The 21,968-nt window shown below is 65.9% G+C and carries 20 protein-coding genes and 2 pseudogenes; 8 read left to right on the forward strand and 14 right to left on the reverse strand.

Features of this window, described 5'->3' with window-relative positions:
* Positions 1–45: 45 nt before the first annotated feature.
* The 10 genes from LVY72_RS24965 to LVY72_RS21295 all read right to left on the reverse strand — a co-directional run bounded on the left by LVY72_RS24965 (position 46) and on the right by LVY72_RS21295 (position 10,297).
* Positions 46–252 carry a hypothetical protein gene (locus tag LVY72_RS24965; RefSeq protein WP_372463749.1) on the reverse strand — a complete coding sequence of 69 codons (207 nt, stop codon included), beginning with the start codon at positions 250–252 and terminating at the stop codon, positions 46–48.
* Between the two features lie 493 nt (positions 253–745).
* Entirely contained in the window at positions 746–1,708 is a 963-nt protein-coding gene (locus LVY72_RS21255) for an alpha/beta hydrolase (protein ID WP_237826287.1), read from the reverse strand.
* Between the two features lie 88 nt (positions 1,709–1,796).
* Positions 1,797–2,318 carry a flavin reductase family protein gene (locus LVY72_RS21260; RefSeq protein WP_237826289.1) on the reverse strand — a complete coding sequence of 174 codons (522 nt, stop codon included), beginning with the start codon at positions 2,316–2,318 and terminating at the stop codon, positions 1,797–1,799.
* Positions 2,319–2,414: 96 nt separating this feature from the next.
* Positions 2,415–3,527 (reverse strand): LLM class flavin-dependent oxidoreductase, encoded by a 1,113-nt coding sequence (locus LVY72_RS21265; RefSeq protein ID WP_308190855.1) that lies wholly within the window; start codon positions 3,525–3,527, stop codon positions 2,415–2,417.
* A 102-nt stretch (positions 3,528–3,629) separates the two neighbouring features.
* Entirely contained in the window at positions 3,630–4,127 is a 498-nt protein-coding gene (locus tag LVY72_RS21270; RefSeq protein WP_237826295.1) for a GlcG/HbpS family heme-binding protein, read from the reverse strand.
* Positions 4,127–5,245 carry an ABC transporter permease gene (locus LVY72_RS21275; protein WP_237826296.1) on the reverse strand — a complete coding sequence of 373 codons (1,119 nt, stop codon included), beginning with the start codon at positions 5,243–5,245 and terminating at the stop codon, positions 4,127–4,129. Before LVY72_RS21275 ends, LVY72_RS21270 begins: the two co-directional genes overlap by 1 nt.
* The gene (locus tag LVY72_RS21280; protein ID WP_237826297.1) at positions 5,242–6,828 is read right to left on the reverse strand and encodes a sugar ABC transporter ATP-binding protein; all 1,587 of its coding nucleotides are present in this window, start codon (positions 6,826–6,828) and stop codon (positions 5,242–5,244) included. The genes LVY72_RS21275 and LVY72_RS21280 overlap by 4 nt, the downstream gene beginning before the upstream one ends.
* 1 nt (position 6,829) lies before the next feature.
* Positions 6,830–8,491, reverse strand: coding sequence for a GMC family oxidoreductase (locus LVY72_RS21285; protein WP_237826299.1), 1,662 nt, complete (start codon positions 8,489–8,491; stop codon positions 6,830–6,832).
* Complete coding sequence (locus LVY72_RS21290; RefSeq protein ID WP_237826301.1) at positions 8,488–9,066, reverse strand: gluconate 2-dehydrogenase subunit 3 family protein; 579 nt, start codon at positions 9,064–9,066, stop codon at positions 8,488–8,490. Before LVY72_RS21290 ends, LVY72_RS21285 begins: the two co-directional genes overlap by 4 nt.
* A gap of 67 nt (positions 9,067–9,133) precedes the next feature.
* Positions 9,134–10,297, reverse strand: coding sequence for a sugar ABC transporter substrate-binding protein (locus LVY72_RS21295; RefSeq protein WP_237826303.1), 1,164 nt, complete (start codon positions 10,295–10,297; stop codon positions 9,134–9,136).
* Between the two features lie 318 nt (positions 10,298–10,615).
* Here LVY72_RS21295 and LVY72_RS21300 point away from each other — a divergent pair, with 318 nt between their 5' ends.
* The 7 genes from LVY72_RS21300 (at position 10,616) to LVY72_RS21330 (ending at position 18,000) form a co-directional block, all read left to right on the forward strand.
* Entirely contained in the window at positions 10,616–12,421 is a 1,806-nt protein-coding gene (locus LVY72_RS21300) for a sigma-54-dependent Fis family transcriptional regulator (RefSeq protein WP_237826305.1), read from the forward strand.
* A 150-nt stretch (positions 12,422–12,571) separates the two neighbouring features.
* The gene (locus LVY72_RS21305; protein ID WP_237826307.1) at positions 12,572–13,792 is read left to right on the forward strand and encodes an iron-containing alcohol dehydrogenase family protein; all 1,221 of its coding nucleotides are present in this window, start codon (positions 12,572–12,574) and stop codon (positions 13,790–13,792) included.
* The gene (locus tag LVY72_RS21310) at positions 13,789–15,252 is read left to right on the forward strand and encodes an aldehyde dehydrogenase family protein (RefSeq protein ID WP_237826310.1); all 1,464 of its coding nucleotides are present in this window, start codon (positions 13,789–13,791) and stop codon (positions 15,250–15,252) included. The genes LVY72_RS21305 and LVY72_RS21310 overlap by 4 nt, the downstream gene beginning before the upstream one ends.
* The gene (gene lhgD, locus LVY72_RS21315) at positions 15,249–16,445 is read left to right on the forward strand and encodes an L-2-hydroxyglutarate dehydrogenase (RefSeq protein ID WP_308190856.1); all 1,197 of its coding nucleotides are present in this window, start codon (positions 15,249–15,251) and stop codon (positions 16,443–16,445) included. Before LVY72_RS21310 ends, lhgD begins: the two co-directional genes overlap by 4 nt.
* A complete protein-coding gene (locus LVY72_RS21320) occupies positions 16,442–16,879 on the forward strand; it encodes a DUF488 domain-containing protein (RefSeq protein WP_237826314.1) in 438 nt (145 codons plus the stop codon). The genes lhgD and LVY72_RS21320 overlap by 4 nt, the downstream gene beginning before the upstream one ends.
* Positions 16,880–17,284: 405 nt before the next feature.
* Positions 17,285–17,554 (forward strand): hypothetical protein, encoded by a 270-nt coding sequence (locus LVY72_RS21325; RefSeq protein ID WP_237826316.1) that lies wholly within the window; start codon positions 17,285–17,287, stop codon positions 17,552–17,554.
* Positions 17,555–17,664: 110 nt separating this feature from the next.
* Positions 17,665–18,000, forward strand: coding sequence for a hypothetical protein (locus tag LVY72_RS21330; RefSeq protein WP_237826318.1), 336 nt, complete (start codon positions 17,665–17,667; stop codon positions 17,998–18,000).
* 178 nt (positions 18,001–18,178) lie between these two features.
* Here the strand turns inward: LVY72_RS21330 and LVY72_RS24970 are convergent.
* Both LVY72_RS24970 and LVY72_RS24975 read right to left on the reverse strand, forming a co-directional pair.
* A pseudogene (locus LVY72_RS24970) lies at positions 18,179–18,409 on the reverse strand (IS110 family transposase); the annotation flags it as partial.
* 61 nt (positions 18,410–18,470) lie between these two features.
* Positions 18,471–18,749, reverse strand: a pseudogene (locus tag LVY72_RS24975) (hypothetical protein); the annotation flags it as partial.
* On the opposite strand from LVY72_RS24975, the gene LVY72_RS21340 reads away from it, so the two are divergent.
* The gene (locus LVY72_RS21340; RefSeq protein ID WP_237826319.1) at positions 18,685–18,828 is read left to right on the forward strand and encodes a hypothetical protein; all 144 of its coding nucleotides are present in this window, start codon (positions 18,685–18,687) and stop codon (positions 18,826–18,828) included. The pseudogene LVY72_RS24975 and the gene LVY72_RS21340 overlap by 65 nt on opposite strands.
* A gap of 441 nt (positions 18,829–19,269) precedes the next feature.
* Here the strand turns inward: LVY72_RS21340 and LVY72_RS21345 are convergent, their stop codons facing one another.
* Both LVY72_RS21345 and LVY72_RS21350 read right to left on the reverse strand, forming a co-directional pair.
* Positions 19,270–20,328 (reverse strand): AI-2E family transporter, encoded by a 1,059-nt coding sequence (locus LVY72_RS21345; protein WP_237826320.1) that lies wholly within the window; start codon positions 20,326–20,328, stop codon positions 19,270–19,272.
* 323 nt (positions 20,329–20,651) lie between these two features.
* Positions 20,652–21,968 (reverse strand): MFS transporter, encoded by a 1,317-nt coding sequence (locus LVY72_RS21350; RefSeq protein WP_237826322.1) that lies wholly within the window; start codon positions 21,966–21,968, stop codon positions 20,652–20,654.

The raw sequence follows: 21,968 nt of genomic DNA on the forward strand, positions 1-21,968 counted from the left end.
GGCCTGTTCTGTGAATCAGAAGCCTGTGGGGTACCGTCATGGATATCATCCTGGTCCCGGGGTCTGGCTGGATGCCTCGTCACGGTCCCAGCTCACCCCGCCGCTGGCCCGGCGGGACACCGGATCCACCCGCCCACCTTGCCCGGCATCGGGTTGCGCGACCATATCGACTCTGTCACAGCCGTGGTGGGCGCCATTGACGGCCCGGTGGTCCTCGTCGGCCACGCCGGCGGATGACGAGGCGTTGCTCACAGGGGACAGGGAATGTCGGTCCAGTTCAATTTCGCCGGGAGTGTCCAGGATGCCCGAAAATAAATGGCAAGGGGAAGCCGGTGCCAGCTAGGTACATTCGGGTCCTGAAAACCGACGGGTCGCAGATTATCGATCTTCAGCATGATGTCCTGGCAGGCGAGGGAACGAACCCGGGAGGTCTATACGAGGACTATGTCTTCGGCAATTGGGACCCAGAGCGAGAAGTCAGTCAGTTTCCGGACCGCTGCAGTAGGTGCAGCGCCCTTCGGTTTCGGCGTCGGGGCAGCTTTGCCTGACATCGAATCGTGTCCCTTCCAGTTTCTCTGCTGGAACTAGAATTCTCCGTTGAAGTGCTTCCACCAGGTTCTCCTTTTCCGCTAGAGCAAGACTCAAACGAGTGTACGTTCGGTTATTGAGGTTAATTGCGTCGTTCGATCAGCCGCTTTGCCTGACAGCCGGATAGACTGTTCCTTATGCCCGGTGACCCAGTGGGTCAGGGCGTTTTCCTGCTGAGGAAGTTCTCCTGCTGATTTTGATGGAGCACCATGGCGAGGAATTCACCGACCAGGTCCGCTGCCTCTTGGGCCGCGTCTATGATCCCGGTAAAGCGGAAAAATCCGTGGATCATTCCGTCGAACCGCCGGAGTGTGACGGCGTTGCCGGCTTCTTCGAGGCGGGCGGCGAATGCCTCGCCCTCATCCCTTAGCGGATCGAATTCCGCCGTGATCACTAAGGCCGGAGGGAGATCTGCCAGCGGTTCGTGAAGCACTGAGGCAGGGTGTTCCGCGCCCGCCCGGCTGCCTTGGAGATAGCACTCCCAGTACCACTGCATTGCGTCAGCCGTGAGGTAGAGGCCGGTGCCGAACCGTTGCATGGATTCGGCACTCATCGTCGCATCCGTAATGGGGTACACGAGGACCTGGGCGCTAATGCGGGGCAAGCTGCCGTCGCGGGCACGCAGACAAAGGGAGGCGGCAAGGTTGCCTCCGGCGCTGTCGCCGGCAACGACAAGCGGGCCGGACTGTGCCAGTTCTCCGGCTCCGCCGCTCGCAACCCAGCGGAGTACCGATTCAGCGTCCTCGATGGCCGCCGGGTATGGATGTTCCGGAGCCAGGCGGTAGTCGACGGCGACCACCGTCAGCCGCGTATGGTTGGCAAGCATACGGCAGACGCCGTCGAAAGTGTCAAGCGTGCCGATCACCCATCCGCCGCCGTGGAGGTAGACCAGGGCCCCCGGAAGCGGATTCTCTGGCACGCTTACGCGGACCGGCACGTCCGGATAATTGTTTGTCCCAGGAGCGTGCAAGCTTATTGAAGAGGCGACGTGCGGCAACTGCCCCACGAGCATCGGCGACATCTCGATGTGCGCCCGGCGCGCAGCTGCCACCGCTGTCTCGCCGTGGTCCTGCCGAGCCGGATCGGCCGTCCCGGCGCCCGCTCCGGTCAACGCCAGCACGCGTAGTGCTTGGGGATGGAGGCCTGCCGGAAGTCCTGCCTCCCGTGCAGCGGAGGCAGCGGATGAGTTCGTGGTCACCATGCCGGTCTCAGAACGACTGTTCGTCGCGCAGCTCACGTGCCTTGCGCCCGTAGAAGACAGCAGGGGCACCGTCGCCCAGCTCTACCGAAACTACCCGGCCGATCAGGACGGTGTGGTCACCCGCATCGATTACCTGCTCCGGGAGGCAGACGAGCGAGACCAGGGCGTCGGGCAAATGGGAGAGCCCGTATTCGTTGCTTACGAAGCCCGACGTGAACTTGTCATCGATCTTGGACGCGAAGCGCATGGCAATGTCCCAGTGCTCGGATCGGAGGATCGAAATGGAATATTCAGTGGCCCGCAGGAATTCCGGGTGGCACCGCGCGGACTTGTCCAGGCACACCAGGACGAGCGGAGGGGTGGCCGACACGGAACTGAAGGCCGTGGCGGTGAAGCCGTGGCTGCGGCCCTCGCTGTCCACCGTGGTAACGATGGTGACGCCACTGGCGAAGCGGGTCATGGCTTCGCGGAAGATCGCCGGGTCGACCGATTTGGCAGTTGCTGCCGCGACGGATGTCGTAGTAGTCATGGCTCCTCCTTGGGATGGACGATAATGGGTGTTTTTCATGGTGACGGTACGGCCGGGGGCGGGGCGGGGAAGTACTTGCCCCGCCCCCGATCCGGACTAGACCGCAGCCGTTTCCTCGCGCGCGGCCGGCGAAACGATCTGGGGCTCGACTTCCTCCTTGAGGAGTTTGAGCGACTGCGCCCACGGTTCCGGGTTGGCCGAATAGTCAATGCCAAGGACCAGCAGGGTTTCGAAGCCGCCGCATTCCTCCTGGAGTTCCGAGAGCTTTTCGGCCACGGTGTCCGGGGAACCGATGGCCCACTGGTGTTCGAAGAGGTACTCGACCGTGACGTCCTTGTCATCGACGGAATCATCGTGCTTCATGTGGCCGAGGAAGTTGAACGCCCGGTAGAGGGGCAGCATGTACTCCTCGTAGTAGCGGCCCAGCTCGCCGTCCAGGCCATACTTGCGCGCCTCCGCATCCGTCTTGGCCACGAAGACCTCCTTCACCACCCGCCAGTCATTGCGGTTGGGCGTGCGGCCGGCCTTGGCTGCACCTTCTTCGACGGCATCCCAATGGCTGCCCATGTATCGCTTGTTCATGCTCAGGGACATCGGAATGTGGCCGAGTTCCCCGGCGATCTTGAGCGTGCCGGAGCGTTCGCTGAAGCCGGCCATGGCGATTGGAGGATGCGGCTCCTGGAAGGGGTACATGTGCCAGCCGAGCTTGCCTTCGGCGCCCCACTCCTCGGCGATGCGGTCCACGGTCCAGAACTTGCCCTCGTACTTCCAGGGAGTCTTGTCCGTCCAGAGCTTCTTCATAATTTCCAGGGATTCCCGGGCCATAGCCCGGTGCTCGCCGGTCATGCCGTCCACGCAGAATGCCGCCCAGTCGGAGGGAATTGCGCCGGACCCGACACCCATCATCAAACGCCCTTGGGCCAGGTGGTCCAAGGCCGCGATGCGACAGGCCAGCTCCATGGGGTGATGGTACGGCAGCGCGTGGGCGCCGACGGCCAGCTTGATCCTATTTGTCTGCATCAATGCCTGGGCAATCAGCAGGTCCGGGGCGGGATTGTTTTCGTACCGGCTGGTGAAGTGTTCGCCGAGCCAGACCTCTTCGTAGCCGAACTGCTCGAGCAGGCTGATCTGTGAGAGGTCGTAGTCGTAGCCTGCCTTCAGGCTGTGATCCGGGAAATGGCCGGGCTGCATAAACATTCCTAGACGCATTGCTACTGTCCTTTCGGTGATGTGGAGAGCGATGTGGATTGGTAATGAAAGCTTCCGCCCCTGCGATCCCGGGCGGGTGTCGCAGCTTGCGACGACGCTGTGTCAGTTGGGCCGGCTCCTGGCATCCGGTAACGCGGGGGCGGACAAGGTGGCGGCAGCCGCCGGCAGTTCGGCCCGCGCGCACGCCTCGGCAATCTGCCGGTCCTGCTCGACCGTCCCGCCGGAGACGCCCACCGCACCGACCACATGCCGTCCGCGGATTATGGGCACACCGCCGCCGATGATGCTGAAGCGGCCAGTATTGGCCAGGCTCGCAGTCAGGACAGGGTCCCCTTCGAGCGCCTCTGCCCACTCGTGCGTGGGCCGGCCGGCGAAGGCCGCCACCGAAAAAGCCTTGTCCTGGGACAGCTGGATCGAGATCAGCGGTGCATCACCGAACCGGCCGAACGCCAACAGCCAGCCGTACCGGTCCGCCACTGCCACGCAGACGGGGATTTTCAGGCGCGCGGCCTCCTGCTCCGCCCGCCCGAGCGCGGCCTGCGCGCCCTGCCAGGTCAGGACACGGCGTGCAGCGTCCCCGGTTCCGTCCTGTCCGGCCATCAGATGACGAACAGTAGCAGCGTGCCGAGCAGGAGCATCGCGTAAAGCGGGGCGCCCTTCCAGACTCTGCGGTCCGGCCCGGAACCCGACTGGCGACGGTTCAGGGCGACGACGACGATAATGATGAGCCCCGTGACCATCAGGTTGGTCCAGGGATTAACGTTCAGCAGGTTTAGCAGGTTCGACACCAAGGCGATGATGAGCACGCCCACGTACGTGCCGACGATGGAACCCTTGCCCCCGGAGAGCAGGGCGCCTCCTACTACGACAGCGGCGATCGCGGAGAGCTCGTACCCGTTGGCAAAGTTGGGATCGGCGGTATTGAGCTGTGCCATGCCCAGGACTCCGGCGAGCCCGGCCAGCAGCCCGCTGATCACATAGACGCTGATCCGGTAGAGCCGGACATTGACCCCGTTGCCGAAGGCCGCCTCTTCGTTTCCTCCGATGGCATACAGGTTCCGTCCGAACACGGTCCGGCTCAGCACGAGCTGTGCCACGATGGCGGTTCCGAGCATGATGAGGATAGGCACCGGCACAGGTCCCACGGATCCGGTGGAGAGCACGGACAACCCCTCGGTCTTCAGGTAGAGGGGCTGGGCGTTGGTCAGTTGGAACGCCACCCCACGGGCGATAGTCAGCGTTGCCAGGGTGACTATGAATGGTTGCAGCCCGGCGGTGGTCACCCCCAACCCGTTAATTAGCCCGAAAAACCCGCCGGCCAACAGGCTGATGAGGATCACCCCGGTTAAGCCCAGGCTCTGGAACTGGGCGCCGACCACAGCTGCCGCTGCCGCGACCGAGGCCACGGACAGGTCGATTCCGCCTCCGCCGGAGAGGACCACCAGGGCCTGGCCGATGGCCAGCAAGCCCAGGACCGCCGACAGGCGCAGGACATTGGAGAAGTTCGTCGCAGTCAGGAAGGCCGGGGAAAGGACGGTTCCGGCGACGATGAGCAGCAGAAGCGCCGGCAGCATTCCGGAGGCCGCCATCAGGCGCATGGCCCGGCTACCGGCCCCGGTCCTGCCCGGGGATGCACCATTTGGAGGGAAGCTGCCGGCAGGTCCGCGGTCCGGGACCTGGCCGCTGTCCCGCTGCAGGGCGTTGTTGGTAGTGGTCATGATTCTTGACTTCCCATCGCAAGTTGGAGGATCGATTCCTCGGTGGCGGTAGCGGACTGGACTTCGCCGACCAACCGGCCCGCCCGCATCACGAGGATGCGGTCGCAGATTCCCAGCAGCTCGGGCAGTTCGGAGGAGATGACCAGTACCGCCGCACCGGCGTCGGTCAGCGCGCCGATCTGGCGGTAGATGTCGGCCTTGGCGCCGACGTCGATGCCGCGCGTCGGCTCGTCCAAGATGTAAACCTGCGGCTTCGCGGCCAGCCATCGGGCCAGGATGACCTTCTGTTGGTTGCCGCCGGAAAGCTGCCCCACGGGTACTCCGACCCCGGTCGCTTTGACGCCTACTTCCTCGCTTGCCCGCGAAGCATAGGCCTTCAGCCGCCGGGTCGATATGACGCGGCCGCGGGAGAGCCTGCGCAGGAACGGCAGCACGATATTGTCGGAAATGGAGAAATCCAGGATCAATCCCTGTGCCTTGCGTTCCTCCGGCACCAGCGCCAGCCCGGCGGCAATGGCATCGCGCGGGGACTTGATGGAAACAGCCTTGCCCTGGATCTTGACGGTCCCGGCGCTGACCTTGTCGATCCCGAAAATCCCCCGCGCAACCTCGGTCCGCCCTGCCCCCATGAGCCCGGCGAGACCAACGATCTCGCCGCTGTGGACTCCGAAGCTGATGTCGGAGAACGAGGTGTTGGTGAGCCCTTCGACGGACAGGGACACGCTTCGGTCAACCTCGTGCTGGGACTTGGTGTCGAAGAAGCGCTCGATCGTCCGTCCCACCATCGACCGCACCAACTGCTGTTCGCTGGTGTCCCTGGCCGGCACCCGGTCCACCACCCTTCCGTCACGAAGGATGGTGATGGTGTCGGCTATCCGGGCCAGCTCGGGAAGCCTGTGGCTGACATAGAGCAGGGCCGCTCCGTCTGCCTTCAGTGCCTCCATCACGTCGAAAAGCCGTTCGATTTCCGGATCGGTCAGCGCCGCCGTCGGCTCATCGAGGATGAACAGCCGGCCCTCCATCGCCATGCCGCGGGCAATCATGACCATTTGTTGGACAGCCGGCGGATGCGTGCGCATCTGCGAGCCTGGGTCGATGTCCACGCCCAACCGGGCGAGGATCGTCTCCGCCTGTCGCAGGAGGGACCGCTGGCGCACGAACGGTCCGCGCCGAGGCAGGGAACCGAGGAAAATGTTCTCGGCGACGGAGCGGTCTCCGGCGAAACTCAGCTCCTGAGGCACCATGCTAATGCCTCGGCGGCGGGCATCAGCCGGGGACTTAAGTGCCCGCTCCTCCCCCGCCAGCAGCAGCGTGCCGGTGTCCGGGGCGTGGACTCCGGCGATAACCTTCAGGAGCGTGGATTTGCCGGCGCCGTTTTCCCCCAGCACGGCATGGCATTCCCCGCCGTACAAATCCAGGTCCACGTCTGTCAGGGCATTGACGCCGGGAAACTGCTTCGAGATTCCACGGAGGGAGACGAACGGCACCATCCCGGGCCGGGAATCCGGGTCCACCGCCGGATCCCCGGCAGGCCTTAGCTCCTGCCCTGACGCAGAAAGCTCGGCCCCGGACGCTGTATCCATCTCAGCCCACCGGCTCGGTTTGGTCCACGGGAGTGGTGTGCTGGCTGAGGATCTCGGCATGGTTGGCCTTGATGTACTCGGCGCAGCGGACAGCCACCGCCTGCAGGGTGCTGGTGGGGTTGACCGCCGCGCTCGTCGGCAACGAGCTCCCATCGGCGATGAACAGATTGGGTACATCCCACGTCTGATTGAACTTGTTGGTGGTCGAGTTCTCCGGGGTGCTGCCCATCCGACAGGTTCCCATCAGGTGCCAGCCTGGCTGTGGAAAGTCGACGCCGCCGTTGCCGCTGGAGGACGCGTCGATCAGTCCGCCGCTGGCCGCCGCCGCCTCGCGGGCGCGTTCCCGGCCGAAGGTCAGCAGCCGCTGGTCGTTCTCGTGCAGCTGATAGTTCACGTGCACACCGGGCAGGCCGTCCGAATCCGTGATGGAGGTATCGAGCGTGACCCGGTTGGTTGCTACCGGAAGGTCTTCCCCCTGGATGTACACCAACAGATGGTTACCGAAGTGCTGGTTGAAGAACTCGCGGTGCCGCGGGCCCCACGGGGCCGTATGGCCGCTGTTGGCGCCCAGCGCGGCATGGGCAGCACCCGAGGAGCGCCCCACCTGTATGGAGAAGCCGTTGACAAAGCCGCGGCTGGGATCGGAGTGATAGAACTCCTGGCTGTAGAGCACTGCTGCCTCCGGCCCCTTGAAACCTTCCGTAGGCCCGTCGAACCAGAAGTCCTCGAAGGCCCAGGCGTGGTACATCAGGTGCTTGCCGACGAGTCCGTTGCTGTTGGCCAGACCGTCCGGATGCTGCGCCGACGCGGACATCAGCAGCAGCCTGGGCGTCCCCACGCCGTTGGCGCAGACGACGACTATCTTCGCCTTCACCTGGTGCCGGGCACCGGTGTCCCGGTCGATGTAGATCGCGCCCGTGGCCTTTCCGCCAGCGGTGGTGATTTCCTGCACGCGGGCCCGCGTCCGCAGGTCCACCCCGTTGCGCAGGGCCTTGGGCCAGTAGGTGACGTCAGGAGTGGCGATGGAGTGCCGCGGGCATCCGGCCAGGCAGGGGCCGCAGGCGTTGCAGGCCAGGCGGCCGTCCTTCGGCCTGGTCAGCAGCGCATGGTCGGCGGGCCACCAGTGCCAGCCAAGCTTCTCGAAGGCCTTGGACATGCGCAGCCCCACCTTGCCTGGGGCCATCGCAGGGCCCCAGCCCTCGGCCCGTAGGGGGTTGCCCGGGTCCCCGACCTGCCGGGCGACGCCGATTTCGGCATCGTTGATGGCGTAATAGGGCTCCAAGTCCTCATAGGAGATCGGCCAATCGATGGTGCCCTCCAGCCCGTGCTCTGTGCCGCGGCGGAAGTCCACGGGCTTGAACCGCGGCCAGGCCCCTGCATAGATTTGGGCGGAGCCTCCCACCGCGTTGTACATCAGCGGCGGGTTGGCGCCGCTGGACGGGTAGTCCTCACCTCCCTGGCGGACATTGGGGTCATGGCTCCATGCGCGGCGCTTTTCGAGCTCCCATTCCCTGGACATGTGCGGGCGGTCCATCGGGTGGAGCCAGTCGCCCTGCTCAAGGCAGATGACTTTGATGCCGTCATCACTGAGGCGCTTGGCGACGGCGCCGCCTCCTGCACCGGCACCGATTACCAAGACATCTGCTTCATCAATCCTGTTCATGCGGAAAGACCTTTCTGCGCGAAAGTCGGTTGGAAGGCAAGCGGCACCACTTCCTCGGTCCGCAAGTAAGTGCCGCGGACCTTGGCTAGGGACTCCTGGTCCCAGGCCTCGAGTCCTTCGAGGTATCCTGCGGGCTGCGGTGTCTGGCGGTAGTCCTGGCCGGCGGCCAGTTGAAGGTTGATCGCGCGCACCACCGCCGCGTGGGAGTAGTAGCCGAAGTAGACGAGCTCCCGCAGCACCGCGAACGCGTCCGCCTCCGAAGATTCGAATGCGCGCACGGCTTCATAGCCGCGCCGAGGATCCGGATCCAAAAGAGCGTCCGCGAGGGAATCAAGCCGGGCGCCGATCTGCTCGGCAGCGAGCCGCGGGTACCATTTCGGTTCCATGCCGGCGGGGGTGACGTAGCGGGCGATGAATCCGCTGATCTCGACCTCACTCGGGGCCGGGAAACCTTCCCCTGCCGGAATGAGCGTGTCCGCGAACGCATCCAGGATCCGGGCGTGACGTTCGGAAAACCGATAGTCCGGAGTGCCGCCCATCGGGGGCTTGAGGCTGATGCTTACTGGAGTTGGCATGTCCATGTCCTTTCTGGGGGCAACGGCTGCAGCAGCAGGTTGCGGTGGGTCGGGAAGCGCGGCCGGCTCAGCCCGGCCAGGTCAGCTGCAGTTCCTTGGCGGCACTTTCCTGGGTGATGACCGGGGGCTGCTCCAGCGCCAGCTGCTTCGGAACCTCCTTGTCGGTCAGGTGGTAGACGGCTGCGCGGAACGCCACATCGGCGTGCACAGGTGACCAGGGCGAAATCGCCGTGAAGGTTCCGTCGATGGCGGCCTGCACAGCCACGTCCCCGTCGACGACGGTGAAGTGCGGGATATCCGAGCGCTTGTAGTCCTTAAGTGCCTGGGCAACGCCGAAGCCGATTTCGCTGTACTGGGTAAACCAGCCGTCGATCTGCTGGCCTTGGTGCGACTGGAGGTAGTCCAGGGCCACCTTGTACCCTTGGCCGCGGCTGTAGTCGGTGGCCGCACTGTACTCGACCTTGATATCGGGGTACTTCTCCTTCAGGTGCTTGGCGAGCAGGGTCCGCCACAGGATCTGCGGCGAGGACCCGATTGCCCCGTCCGTCTCGACAATGGTTCCCTTGCCGCCGAGTTTCTTGCCGATCGCATCCGCCATGTCGGAGGTGGCCTTGTCGTGGTCCAGATAAATCCAAGTGCTGTACTGGTCCGTGGCTACGGTCCGTTCCATCCCGACGACCACCGCGCCGGACTTGGTCAACTTTTCGATCTCCGGGGTGAGCGGTTCCACCGAGTACGGCCAGATCAGGAAGGCGTCGGCCTTTTGGGCGGCGCAGGATTCCAGGTCCGCAACCTGCTTGAGTGGATCATTGTTGGTGTTGTAGGTCAGCAGCTTGACGTTGGGGTGCTTGGCGGCCTCCATCATCACGCTTTCCTGCTGGGCAACCGCCCAGGTGGACCCGGTCAGGGCTTGGGAAAAGCAGAACGTGTATGTCTTGTTAGGGTCCCCGATGGGTCCGTCGGGCAGGGGCAGCACCTTCGTATACGGCAGTGAAATGTCGCGTCCGGTCACCGGCCCCTTGGCTGCCGCCACCGGGTCCGCGCTGAAGTGGGGAGCATCTTTAGGCGCCATCAGGAACTTGTCGATCTGTGCTGCCGCTTCGTCGGCTGCCGGGGCGCTGCCGGCTGCGGCCTGTTGCGTAGTTCCTTGTCCGCATGCAGTGGTCAGCGCGAGCAGGCCTGCGCATGCCAGCGCCAGTACGCTGCGGGGGTGACGTCGTTGTCTTCCCATCTTTTCCTCCATCGAGTTCTGCCCCACGGTCGTGTGACGAACCTGAATTTAGGCTCCGGGGAAACGGGTCAACTGTCGCGTTGTGCGACAACCCCGTCCCAGTTCTGGACGAGCCGGCGTGTCGAGGGTGCAAAAGCGCCGGCGACGCGGAGAGTGTCCCAGATTGCGACACTCTGAGACAGTCTTGCTCTGGGATGATTAGGTCATGCCTTTACGGCTATCGCATCCCATTGCGATTGGGGAAGAACCGCAATAAAATACGCCGCGGCGCCACCCGCAAAGATGCCAACCACAAAGAAGTGGAGGACTGAACCAACGATGTCGACCTCAACGCCTTCGCGCGAACTTGTGAACCTCCGGGACCGCCTGCTGGAGACCGGCCGCTGGCCGGAACATCACACCCTCCGGAGCGAGATCGCCAATTCCTGGCGGCGCTGCCTTACCAGCGGGGTCGATCCGGAGCAGCGGAGCACCACGGCTGTCTCGGTTAGCAATCCGGATGCGATAGTCGCCCGGGCCTCCCGGGCCGTCATGAAACGGCGGTCCGACCTGCTGCAAGACACTCCAGTAGGGTTGCTGGTCGCGGACCGCAATGCGACGGTAGTAAGCCACTGGAGCGGCGACCAGCGGTTGGCCGGCATATTGCGCAGCGCCGGAAGCGATGAGGGCAACCTTTTGGACGAATCCGTGGCCGGTACGAACGGAGTGGGAACGGCCCTCGAAGAGCAGGCTATCGTCCGCATCAGCGGAGCCGAGCACTTCACGGATGCGTTCCAAAACTTTTCCTGCGTCGGAGTGCCGCTGAGGCATCCCATCACCCGGCGCATCCTCGGAGTCCTCAACATGACTTGCCGGCTCGAGCATGCCAATCCCTTGCTGCTGCCCTTTGCGCTGGAAACCGCCCACGAGATTGAAAGCCAGCTGTACCTGGACAGTTCCAAGACCGAACGGCTGCTGCTTGAGCAGTTCCTGTCCGCCCAACGGCGCAGCGACCGGCCGATCGTCGCACTGAATGACCGCCTAGTGATCACCAATCCCGCTGCGGCGCGCATCCTCGATGACGTGAACCAGGGCAACCTGTGGGAATTGGCGGCAAAAGCTATCCACAGCCGGACCACGACCGTGGAGAATCTCCAGGTGCCCAACGGTGACGAGGTGAGTATCCGGTTTTCCGCCGCAGAGGAAGGCGGATCCGTCATCGGGGCGGTGATGGAGATACTGCCTGCCGCCAAGCGTCCCGCCCTGCACGCGGCGGTGCGGTCGCGGACTGCGCCCGAGCCGCTGGAGGGAATGGCGGGAAGCAGCCCTGCCTGGCGCCAGGTGGAGGAATCCGCCCTCCGGTTGCGTGGCAGCACCTTGCCGATGCTGCTGCGGGGTGGTCCCGGTACCGGCAAAACCGCCCTAGCGTCGGCCATGTTCGCGCAGCAGAAGGCCGACGGGAGGCTGGTTGTCCTCGACGGCCGCCTGCAGGCCATGGAGGGAGCATCCGCCTGGGTGCAGTCGGTCCGCGACGCCATGGCCTCCCCGGACACCGTGGTTGTCCTCAGCCATCTGGAGTCCCTCAAGCCCCGCGCGGCGCAGGGCGTCTCGGCGCTAATCGATGCCCAGGCCGGCGGACGCGGCCGGCTGGTCGGCACCGTTTCGGAAGAGGGGGACCTGGACGCGTCAGTACTGCGGCTGATTGAACGCCTCTCGGTTGCCACGCTGCGCCTGCCCCCGCTGCGGGACCGTCTGGAAGACCTGCCGGAATTGCTGCAGAAGCTGTCCAGCCGGCATATTTCCAACGGGGCCCACGTGCGCTGGACGGATGAGACGGTACAAATCCTGAGCCGGCTGATGTGGCCGGGCAATATCCGGGAATTGGACAACCTGGTCCGGCTCGTCGTCGCCAAGCACCCGGGCGGGGCGATCCGCGCCGAGCACCTGCCAGGCGAAATCCGGAGCCAGGCCTCCCGACGCCAGCTGACAATGCTCGAACGGCTCGAGTACGACGCCATCATCGCGGCGGATGAGCGCGCTAAGGGCAACAAGACCGAAGCAGCCGCCCTGCTGGGCATCTCACGTGCCACGCTGTACCGGAAAATCCGCGCCTTCGGCATCAACATGGGAACCTCGGCCTTCTAAGACGGCCAGGGGGCGAACCTGATACGCCGCGGTCGCAATTTGTGACAACTTCTGGGCTCCAGGCCCATACAGACTGGCAGGACAGCACGGCATGTCCCGAAGGTCACTGCCAGCGGCATGCCGGACCCACCCCGAGCCCAGGAGTTGCACATGACCTCATCCGATCTACTTGCAGGAATTCCGCGGCCATTCCTCGCGCCCCGCCAGGTCCTGGTGGGTGACGGTGCTGCGGCCGAAGCCGGCACGGCACTGGCCGCGTGGTCGGTGCCGGCCGGGGCCGTCGGGGTGATAGCCGACAGCGCCGTCGCCGAGTTCGGCATCGCGGAGCCCCTGCTCCAGGGTCTCGAGGCCGCGGGGTACAGGACGCATTTGTTCGCGCTCCCGGTGGGAGAGCCTACCCTCGCCGCGGCGCAGGACGCACTTGATTTCCTCAGGTCCATGGGGCCGAAGGCAGTGGTTGGAATCGGTGGTGGCAGCGCCATGGACGTAGCAAAAATCGCAGCCCTTGCCGCTACCACGGACAAGCCGGTCGCGGACTTCCTGGGGATCGACCCGGAGGCCGAACCAGGGCTTCCCCTCGTCCTGGTTCCGACCACCAGCGGCACCGGTGCCGAGGTAACCCGCATTTCGATGCTGGCGGACGAGCAGGGCCGAAAGGTCATCTGCAGCCATCCGCTGCTGGTTCCGTTGCTGGCTGTCCTGGACCCCGAACTAGTGGTCGGGCTCCCACCGGCGGTCACGGCAGCGACCGGAATGGACGCCATGGCCCACGCCGTGGAGGCGTTCCTCTCCCGAAACCGCAGCCCGCTCTCCGCGCAGGCGAGTCTGCAGGCCATCCGGCTGCTGCGCGAGTGGCTGCCGCGGGCAGTTGCCCGTGGCAGCGATATGGACGCGCGTCGCGCGACGCTCTACGGCGCCCACCAGGCGGGCTTGGCCCTGAACGCCGGAGTAATCCTCGGTCATTCCCTCGCCTACACGATCGCCAACCGCAAGCACCTGCCGCACGGCGTCACCTGTGCCATCGCCCTGCCCTACTGTGTGGCATACAACGCCGGCAGTGAACTCCCTGGAGCCGATGATCTGGCTTTGGCCATCACAGAGGGCCGGTCGGATAGCCTGGACGATGCTGCCGTCGAGCTCCGGCAGCTGGCCGAGCGCCTCGGGCTGCCTACGAGCCTCGCAGACATAGGGATCCCCGCGGACGAGGCCCGCGAGATGGCTCAGGAATGTATTCACCGCTACCCCCGCCCCGCCAATCCGCGTCCCTTCGCCTTGGATGCATTGACGGACCTGGTGGCGGCCATGGCGTGCGGCGAGCTTCCCGGCAGCGGATTGCCAGGTCTTCAGAAAAACGAAGGAGTGAACGCATGAGGGTCAGCATTGAACAACTCACGGACGGCAACTGGTCCTCGGGCTTCGATGCCGGAGAGGTGGAGGACCTGAATCCGGCCGACGAGGGGGACGTTATCGGCACCATCAGCCTCGCCGGACCAGACGCCGCCCGGCACGCCCTCGATTCCGCGGCCGCCGCCTTCCACCGGTGGCGCCGGACTCCGCTCGTGGAACGGGGTGCGATCCTGGCGCGCGCGGCCGACCTGCTGCGCGACCGTGCTGAAGCGATCGCCGCCGACATTACGCGGGAGAACGGCAAGCTCCTGGTGGAGGCGCGCGTCGAAGTCGCCAAGAGCGCAGATTTCCTGGACTACTATGCAGGCGTCGGGCGTCTCTCCTATGGAGATCTGCTCGACGACGGGCGGCCTGGCACCCAGGTGTTTTCCCGCCGGGAGCCCATAGGCGTCATCGTGGCCATCGCCCCGTGGAATGATCCGATACTGACGCCGGCACGCAAGCTGTCTCCCGCCTTGATTGCCGGGAATACCGTCGTCGCCAAACCCTCGATCCAAACACCGCTGGCGCTGCAGCATTTCGCCCGTGCCCTGCACGACGCCGGACTGCCGGCCGGGGTGCTCAACACCGTGCACACATCCAACGACACCATGGCCTCCGCGGTGCTCGCGGATCCGCGGGTTTCCGGGGTGACCGTCACCGGTTCCACCGCGACGGGCTTCGCGCTGGAGAAACTGCTGGCAGGACGCAGCGTCCGGTTCCAGGCGGAGATGGGCGGCAAGAACCCTGCCGTGGTACTGCCGGACGCTGACCTGGACCTCACTGTGCGGACCATCGCCGCGGCGGCCTATGCCCAGGCAGGACAGCGCTGTACCGCCACCAGCCGCGTCTTGGTGCACCGCCAAGTCCAGGACGAGTTCCTGGACCGCATGGCAGAGGCCGCGGCCGCCCATCGCCCGGGGCCCGGGAACGCTGCCGGCTCCACCATGGGCCCGCTCATCAGCCGGGCCCATCAGCGCAGCGTACTCGAACATGTCCAGCGGGCGCAGCTCCAAGGTGCAAAGGTCCTGACCGGCGGGGAGGCACCCACGGCGGACGGAACTGGCGCCGGATGCTTCGTGGCCCCCGCCGTCGTCGCCGGAGTCACTGAGGAGATGTCACTGTGGCGGGATGAGGTTTTCGGCCCCGTACTGGCCGTCAGCACCATCGATGACCTCGACGAGGCCATCGCCAAGGCAAACGACACCGCCTATGGCCTGTCCGCGGCCATCTTCACCGGGTCCCTCGCCGCCACGCACCGTTTCATCGAGGAGGTCGATGCCGGACAGATATCGGTGAACCTTCCGACCTCGGGCTGGGACGTCCACCATCCCTTTGGTGGATTCAAGGACTCCGGTTCGGCCTTCAAGGAGCAGGGGCTGGACGGGCTGCGCTTCTACACCCGGACGAAGACGGCCGCCATCGGGCATGGAGGGTCGTGGTGAGCGTACTCGTCGTCGGTGCAGGGATCGTCGGGCTGGCGGTCGCCCGGCAGCTCCTGCTTGACCGGCCCGGGGAGGACGTCAAGGTGGTGGACAAGGAGGCCGTCGTTGCGGCCCACCAGACCGGGCATAACAGCGGCGTCATCCATGCGGGCATCTACTACACCCCGGGCTCCCTCAAGGCCGAGTTGTGCCGGCGGGGCCGGAGCCTGCTCACGGATTTCTGCCTCGAGCAGAAGGTGCCCGTCTCGGCCGTGGGCAAGCTCGTTGTCGCACTTAATGAGCAGGACCGGCACCGCCTGACCGAAATCCACAGGCGCGCCGAGGCGAACGGGGCCACCGAAGTAGTGATGATGGACGATGCCGGGCTGCGGGAGATAGAACCGCATGTGGCTGGAATCGCTGCCCTGCATTCACCGGCCACTTCCATAGTGGATTTCGCGGAAGTATCCCGGGCACTGGCGGCGGACATCGTTGCCCGCGGCGGCCGGATAATCCTGGGTTCCGAAGTCACCGGCTTCCGGCAGGAGCGTGACTGCGTGGTGGCCGAAACCACTACCGGAGAACTGAGCGCGGACAGGGCCATCGTCTGCGGGGGTCTGCAGTCCGCGAACCTCGCCGAGAAGGCCGGCTCCGACTCAGATCCGCGCATCATCCCCTTCCGAGGCGAGTACTATCAGCTCTCCGAGGCAGCAGCTTCCAAGGTCCGGGGGCTGGTCTACCCAGTGCCGGATCCGCGCTATCCCTTCCTCGGGATCCATCTGACCCGCCGCATCGGCGGGACCGTGGACGTAGGGCCCAACGCCGTGCCGGCCCTCGCCCTGCAAGGTTACCGCCGCTGGGACATCTCCGTCCGGGACCTGCAGTCCATCCTGGGCTGGCCAGGTTTCTGGACGATGGCACGGAAGAACTGGAAGATGGGGACTACCGAAATCGTGGGTTCGCTCAGCAAACGGTACTTCGCAGCCCAGGCGCGGCGGTACCTTCCGGACCTGACAACATCGGACCTGCTCCCATGGCCCGCCGGCGTGCGTGCCCAAGCCGTCAGGCGCAACGGAGAACTGGTCGATGACTTCTGGATCACCGCCCACAACAGGATTACGCTGGTGCGCAATGCGCCGTCGCCAGCGGCCACCTCCGCCCTGGCAATCGCCGAGCACATCTGCGCCGAGGTCTATGGAAGGGCAGGCGCTTGACGGCGCCGGGCCTGGTCTCCTGCGGCTACCAATCCCACACCGCCGAGTCACTGGTGGAGCGGCTGCTCGACCGCCGGGTGGGGTTGCTGGCCGACGTCCGGCTCACGCCCATGAGCCGGACGAGAGGCCTGGCGAAAAAGGCACTCGCCGCGCACCTTTCCGGGGCCGGCATCGAATACGTCCATCTGCCCTCTTTAGGCAATCCCAAGGAGAACCGGGCAGGTTTCGCCAAGGGAGATCCGCAGGCGGAGCTGAGGTATCTGGCTCTGCTTGAACGGGAACCCGCGCTGCAGGATATGGACTGGCTGGCACGGCTGGCACGAGGATCCGTCGTTGCCGTGATGTGCTTTGAACGGCAGGAAGAACACTGCCATCGGCGCGTGCTGCTCAAAGAGATGGCTGCACGGGACGTCGTGCTGCTCCCACCGATTTGAGGTGGCCACCAGACCTGCCGCGTCCTGCGACTCTAGGCTGCATGCAGCCCTGGGTCTCAGAGTGCCGGGCCTTTGATACCGGTATTGAACTGGGAGATTGGTACGGGCTGGCCTTTTACAGAGGTGCGGCCTCGGTGGTGATTCTAGCCGTGGTGCCAAGTCGGAAACTGGCAATGCGTTCGGCCTCTAAGCTGCCCGATACCGCGAAGCCCCTTCCTTGAACAGGTGCGGTTGTAGTGCCCGGCCCTGCTGTTCGGTGTAGGGCCGGTAGGACGGCGAATGCTCAGACTAAGACTTGACGCTATGAAGAAGAGTGAGCCGAAGGGTTGGAATTTCGGTGGCAGATGAACCGTTTGAACGGCGTAGTGTGTCTTGGCGACTTCCGGACTTCTTGGCGTTGTGCTCGTGGCGGTCTTTATCGGGGCAATCGCCCAGCGGATTGCAGGGCTGGGCTTCGCACTGCTGATCTCCCCGTTCCTGGTGATCCTCCTTGGCGCCCACGGGGGAGCGCTGATGGCCAACGTGTGCGGGCTCGTGTCCTCGCTGCTGATCATGTTCCGGGTCTGGCGCGACCTGGACTGGAACATGTACAGGTGGCTTGCGGTACCCGCGGTTTTTGGCAGCGTCCCGCTTCATTCGCCGCTGTCTACCTTCCATCGGCGCCTCTGGCGGTGACCGTTGGCGCGGTGGTGCTGGTGGCCCTGAGCGTGTCCTTGGTCCTGCAGCGCACCTCCGTGGTGGTGACGGGCAATTCGTCCAAGGCGCTGGCCGGCTTCGCCTCCTGAGTGACCAACGCCGTCGCCGGGGTGGGCGGACCCTCGGTCAGCGCCTACGCGCTGTTGTCCCGCTGGCCGCAGCCTCCGTTCGCTGCCACTCTCCAGCCGTTCTTTGTGACCATCGCCGTCGTGACGCTGACCGCCAAGCTTGCCCTGGACCCCGGCCAGATGCCTCCTTTCAGCGCCTTCGCCTGGATCCTGATCACCGCAATGATAGTGGCTGGCATCTACACCAGGGAGAAGCTGCAGCGGTTCATCGCCGATGCCCATACCCGGTTCGGCGTCATCGTGATCGCCTTCCTGGGAGCTGCTGCCGCGCTGGCCAAGGGCCTGGTCGATCTCTAGGACGGTACCCGATGCCCGGCCCAGGGGATATCCGCACTCAGGCCCGGGAGGCTGTTTCAACCTACGGCGCCGGCTGCTTCACTCAGGGTTCAGAAAAACAATGAGTGACGCAGCCGCCGTCAGGCAACGGCCAGACAGCCGGCTGGGCACGCCGATGGGGGTGCCTCTATGGTTTTCGTCAAGCGGCCGATGAGATGGGCACGGGCTGGGGATCTTCATAGAGGGTGCCGTCACGAAGCATGGCGAAGAGGACGTCTGAACGGCGGCGGGTGAGGGCGATGAGGGCCTGGTTGTGGCGTTTGCCCTCGGCGCGCTTGCGGTCGTAGTACGCCCGTGAGCGCGGGTGGTGAAGGGCCGCGAAGGCGGAGAGGAACAGGGCGGGTTTGAGTTTCTTGTTGCCGCGCCTGCTGATAACTTTGCGGGGCGAAGCCGGCATCCGCGGCGATCTTTCCCACCGGCGTCGTTCTTTGGGTTGGATCGGTGAGGTTGTTCCTCGCCAGTTCCAGCCGCCGGCCGAGGATATAGAGACTGGGCGGTTCTCCCGCCTCGGCGAAGATCCGGGTGAGGTGACGTTCGCTGATGCCAACGGCCGCGGCAACCTCGGCCGTGCTGAGCTGCGGATCGCCCAGGCGATCCTCGATCATATTTTCTTCCGCGGCCGAACACGGCGGCGAGGAGTGCCTTATGGGATTCGGGGCACTGGCCCGGGCATTCATCGCCATCTTCGACGGCGCGGCGCTCCAGTACATGGCCGACCCGGACGCAGCAGGGCACAAAGACCGGTTCTTCATGATGATCGACGCCATCCTGGCCAAAGCCGGGGTCTGATTCTCAAGGAGGGCGGCAGCCAGGCGGGGAGGGGAACCTGCCCAGCCTGATGTCTTTCACCGGGGCAAATCCACCCCGGAGCACTGCCCTGCACGAGGAACATAGGTTTACGTAGCAGGCTCGCTACTGCTTCTTTATTCACGCTTCCGCACCATAGGTCAATCACCATGTACTGGACTCGGAGCCCTGCGGATACGCCGATAGCCGAGCGTTATGTGCGGACCCAAAAGGCCGCCAACCTTCGGACTGCCTGCCAGCAGGCTCCGTCCCGGCTCATGCAGTGGCATTCTTGGCGGCGGATCTGGCAGTCCGAGTTTCCGGCTGGCGTTCCATCGCAGCTACCAGGTCGATGCCCGCTGCCAGTGGCAGTCGCGGGCCATTCGCAGTGAATCCGGAGACATTCCCGGACAGTCCGGCCGCGGTTGCCTGCGGCGGGCCGGTTTAGACCACGGCCTCGGAAGCGTTCGGGTCGATGGGCTCCGGCCCGGGGGCTTCCCGTCCGGACCAGGTCTTGAAGACGGTCCAGCCCACGGCGGTGAGCGGGACGGCCAGCAGGGCGCCGACGACGCCGGCGAGCATGGCGCCGGAGGTCAGGGCCAGCACGATCACCAGACCGTTCATGTGCAGTACCTTGCCCATCAGCAGCGGTTGGAGCACGTGATGTTCGAGCTGGTTCGCCCCAATCAGCACGGCCAGCACGATCAGGGCCGGGACCGGGCCGTTGGCCACCAGCGCCACCAGTACGGCCAGCGTGCCGGCCACGGTGGCCCCGATGATCGGGATGAAACCGCCGATGAACACGAAGACCGCCAGCGGCAGCGCCAGCGGCACTTGCAGGATCAGCAGGGCGGCCAGCACGATGAGGGCGTCAATGGCGGCAATGATGGCGGTGCCCCGGACGTAACCGCCCAGGACCGTGCCGCTGCGTTCGGCCGCCAGCTGTGCCTTGGCCTGGTGCCGTTGTGGCAGGAAGCCGATCAGGAAGCTGCGGATCTGTTCGCCGTCCTTAAGGAAGAAGAACAGAATGACGGCCATCAGGACCATCCCCGCCAGGATTTCGCCGGCCGTCCGCAGGCCCGTGACCGCATCGGCACCGAGCGAACCGCTGCTGAAGAACCGTTCGAGTTGCTGGCGGATGGTTTCCAGTTGGGTGTCGCTCAGGGCCAGCGGCCCGGTGTTCAGGAACGCGTGCAGCCTGTTGACTCCGTCTACCGTCCGTGCCGCAAGCTCGGCCGACTGCTGCCGGATCAGGGCGATAATCCCGCCGATGATGCCGGCGAATACGGCGAGAATGATGACGAAGGACGTGCCGACAGCCAAGGCCCTGGGCCAGCCGGCCTCAGTGAGCCGGCGGACGGCAGGGGAGATGGCCGAAGCGAGGACCAGGGCGATCAGCAGCGGATTCAGTACCAGCGGGACCCGGGTTGCGGTCCAGGCTACGGCCCAGACCAGCGACGCCACGAGCAGGACCTGGAGGGACCTGGTAGCGGCCCGGCCCAAGGCGGTCGACCAGAGCCGGGCCAGGACGGGCGCCGCAGATTGCTCTCTGGCGGGACCGGCCGGGGCTGCAGGAGTGCCAGAGGGATCGGAAGCGGGTGCCGGATCCTCCGGCCGCTCAACGGTCACCGCGGCCCCCGGCGGCTCGGACGGCCTCGGTATTGGTGATCATGGCATCTCTCCTTTGCCTCTGCTGACAGCATCAGGTCTGGCCGCTGGCCCCGCTGATGTCAACAGCCCGCCCTGCCCGGAAGACCGCCCAGGGATTAAACAAAGCACGCTGGGTATTCGACGGCAAGGGGTCGGCAGCCGGACTCCTGTACCGGTTACCGCCGTTCGGACAGCCGCGCGGCCAGGAGCCCGCTGCCGGCGAACACCAGGGTGGCGGCGAGGACCAGGAACAGGGGCGCGGTCCAGCCGCCGGTGGCGGTGTGGAGCCATCCGGCCAGCGGCGGGGCGACGGTGGCGGCGAGGTAGCCGCCGCCTTGGATGCGGGCCGAGGCGGACGCGGCTTCGTTGTCGCTGCGGGCGATGCGCGGGACGATGGAGAAGATCGCGGTGAAGCCGCCGCCCTGGGCGATCCCGCCGACGACCGCCCACAGCACGTAGGCCTCGGGGGCGGCCAGCAGCCCGGCCGGCAGCACAACCCAGCAGGCCGCGATGACCGCCACCGGCACCCAGATCCTGGTCCGGGCGGCCAGCAGCGGCACCCCGAAGGCGCCGATGATGGCCGCGATCTGGAACAGGGATGCCGCGGCGCCGGACGCGCCCGGGCCCAGCCCGCGGGTGTCGGACAGCAGCAGCGGCAGCCAGGCGGTGGTGGTGTAGTAGGAGGCGGACTGCCCGCAGAAGGTCAGGACCAGCAGCGCGATGATCCGCCGGTTGCGGGCATGCTCCGCCGCCGCGCGGGCCGTGGCGGCCAGCGCCCCGGGACCGTCCGAGGTGCGCGGGGTCCGGGGCGCCGCCGTCGTACTTCGGGCGTACTCCGGCTCGCCGGGCCCGGCACCTGCCCCGGCGGCGCGCCGGCGCGGCTGTCCCCGGAACAGCCAGTAGGCGAGGCCTGCGGCGGTCACGGCGCCCCAGGCAGCGATCGCCCAGCGCCAGCCGACGAGCCCTGCCAGCGGCGGGGTGCCGAGCAGGACGGCCATGGAGCCGACGTTCATCGTCGCCGAGTACGCGCCGGTGGCTGTCGCGGCCTGACGCCACGGCACGTCCCGGCGGATGATCACCGGCACCACGATGTTGCCCAGCGTCATCGCCGTTCCGATCAGCACCGTACCCGCCAGCACGACGGCGGCCGGCCCCACCGAGCGCAGGACCGTACCGGCCAGCACCCCGGCCAGGCACAGGATGACGGTGGCCTCCGGGCCGAAGCGGCGGATGGTCCGGGTTGCCAGCGGGGTTGCGAGCGCGAAGAGCAGCACCGGGATCCCGGTGAGCAGGCCGGCACCGGCCGCTGACAGCCCGGTGCCGGCCTGGATGTCGCCGATCACCGCGGTGGGAGCAATGATCGGGGCGCGCAGGCTCAGGGACATGACCACGATCCCGGCGAGCACCCAGGGCAGCGCCGGGCGCGGGACGGCTGGGCGGTGCGTGGCGGCCTCCTTTGTCGGCGCGGCGGGTCCCGGCTGCAGCCGCGGCAT

The organism is Arthrobacter hankyongi, assembly GCF_022012395.1.
GTDB classification, from domain to species: Bacteria; Actinomycetota; Actinomycetes; order Actinomycetales; family Micrococcaceae; genus Crystallibacter; species Crystallibacter hankyongi.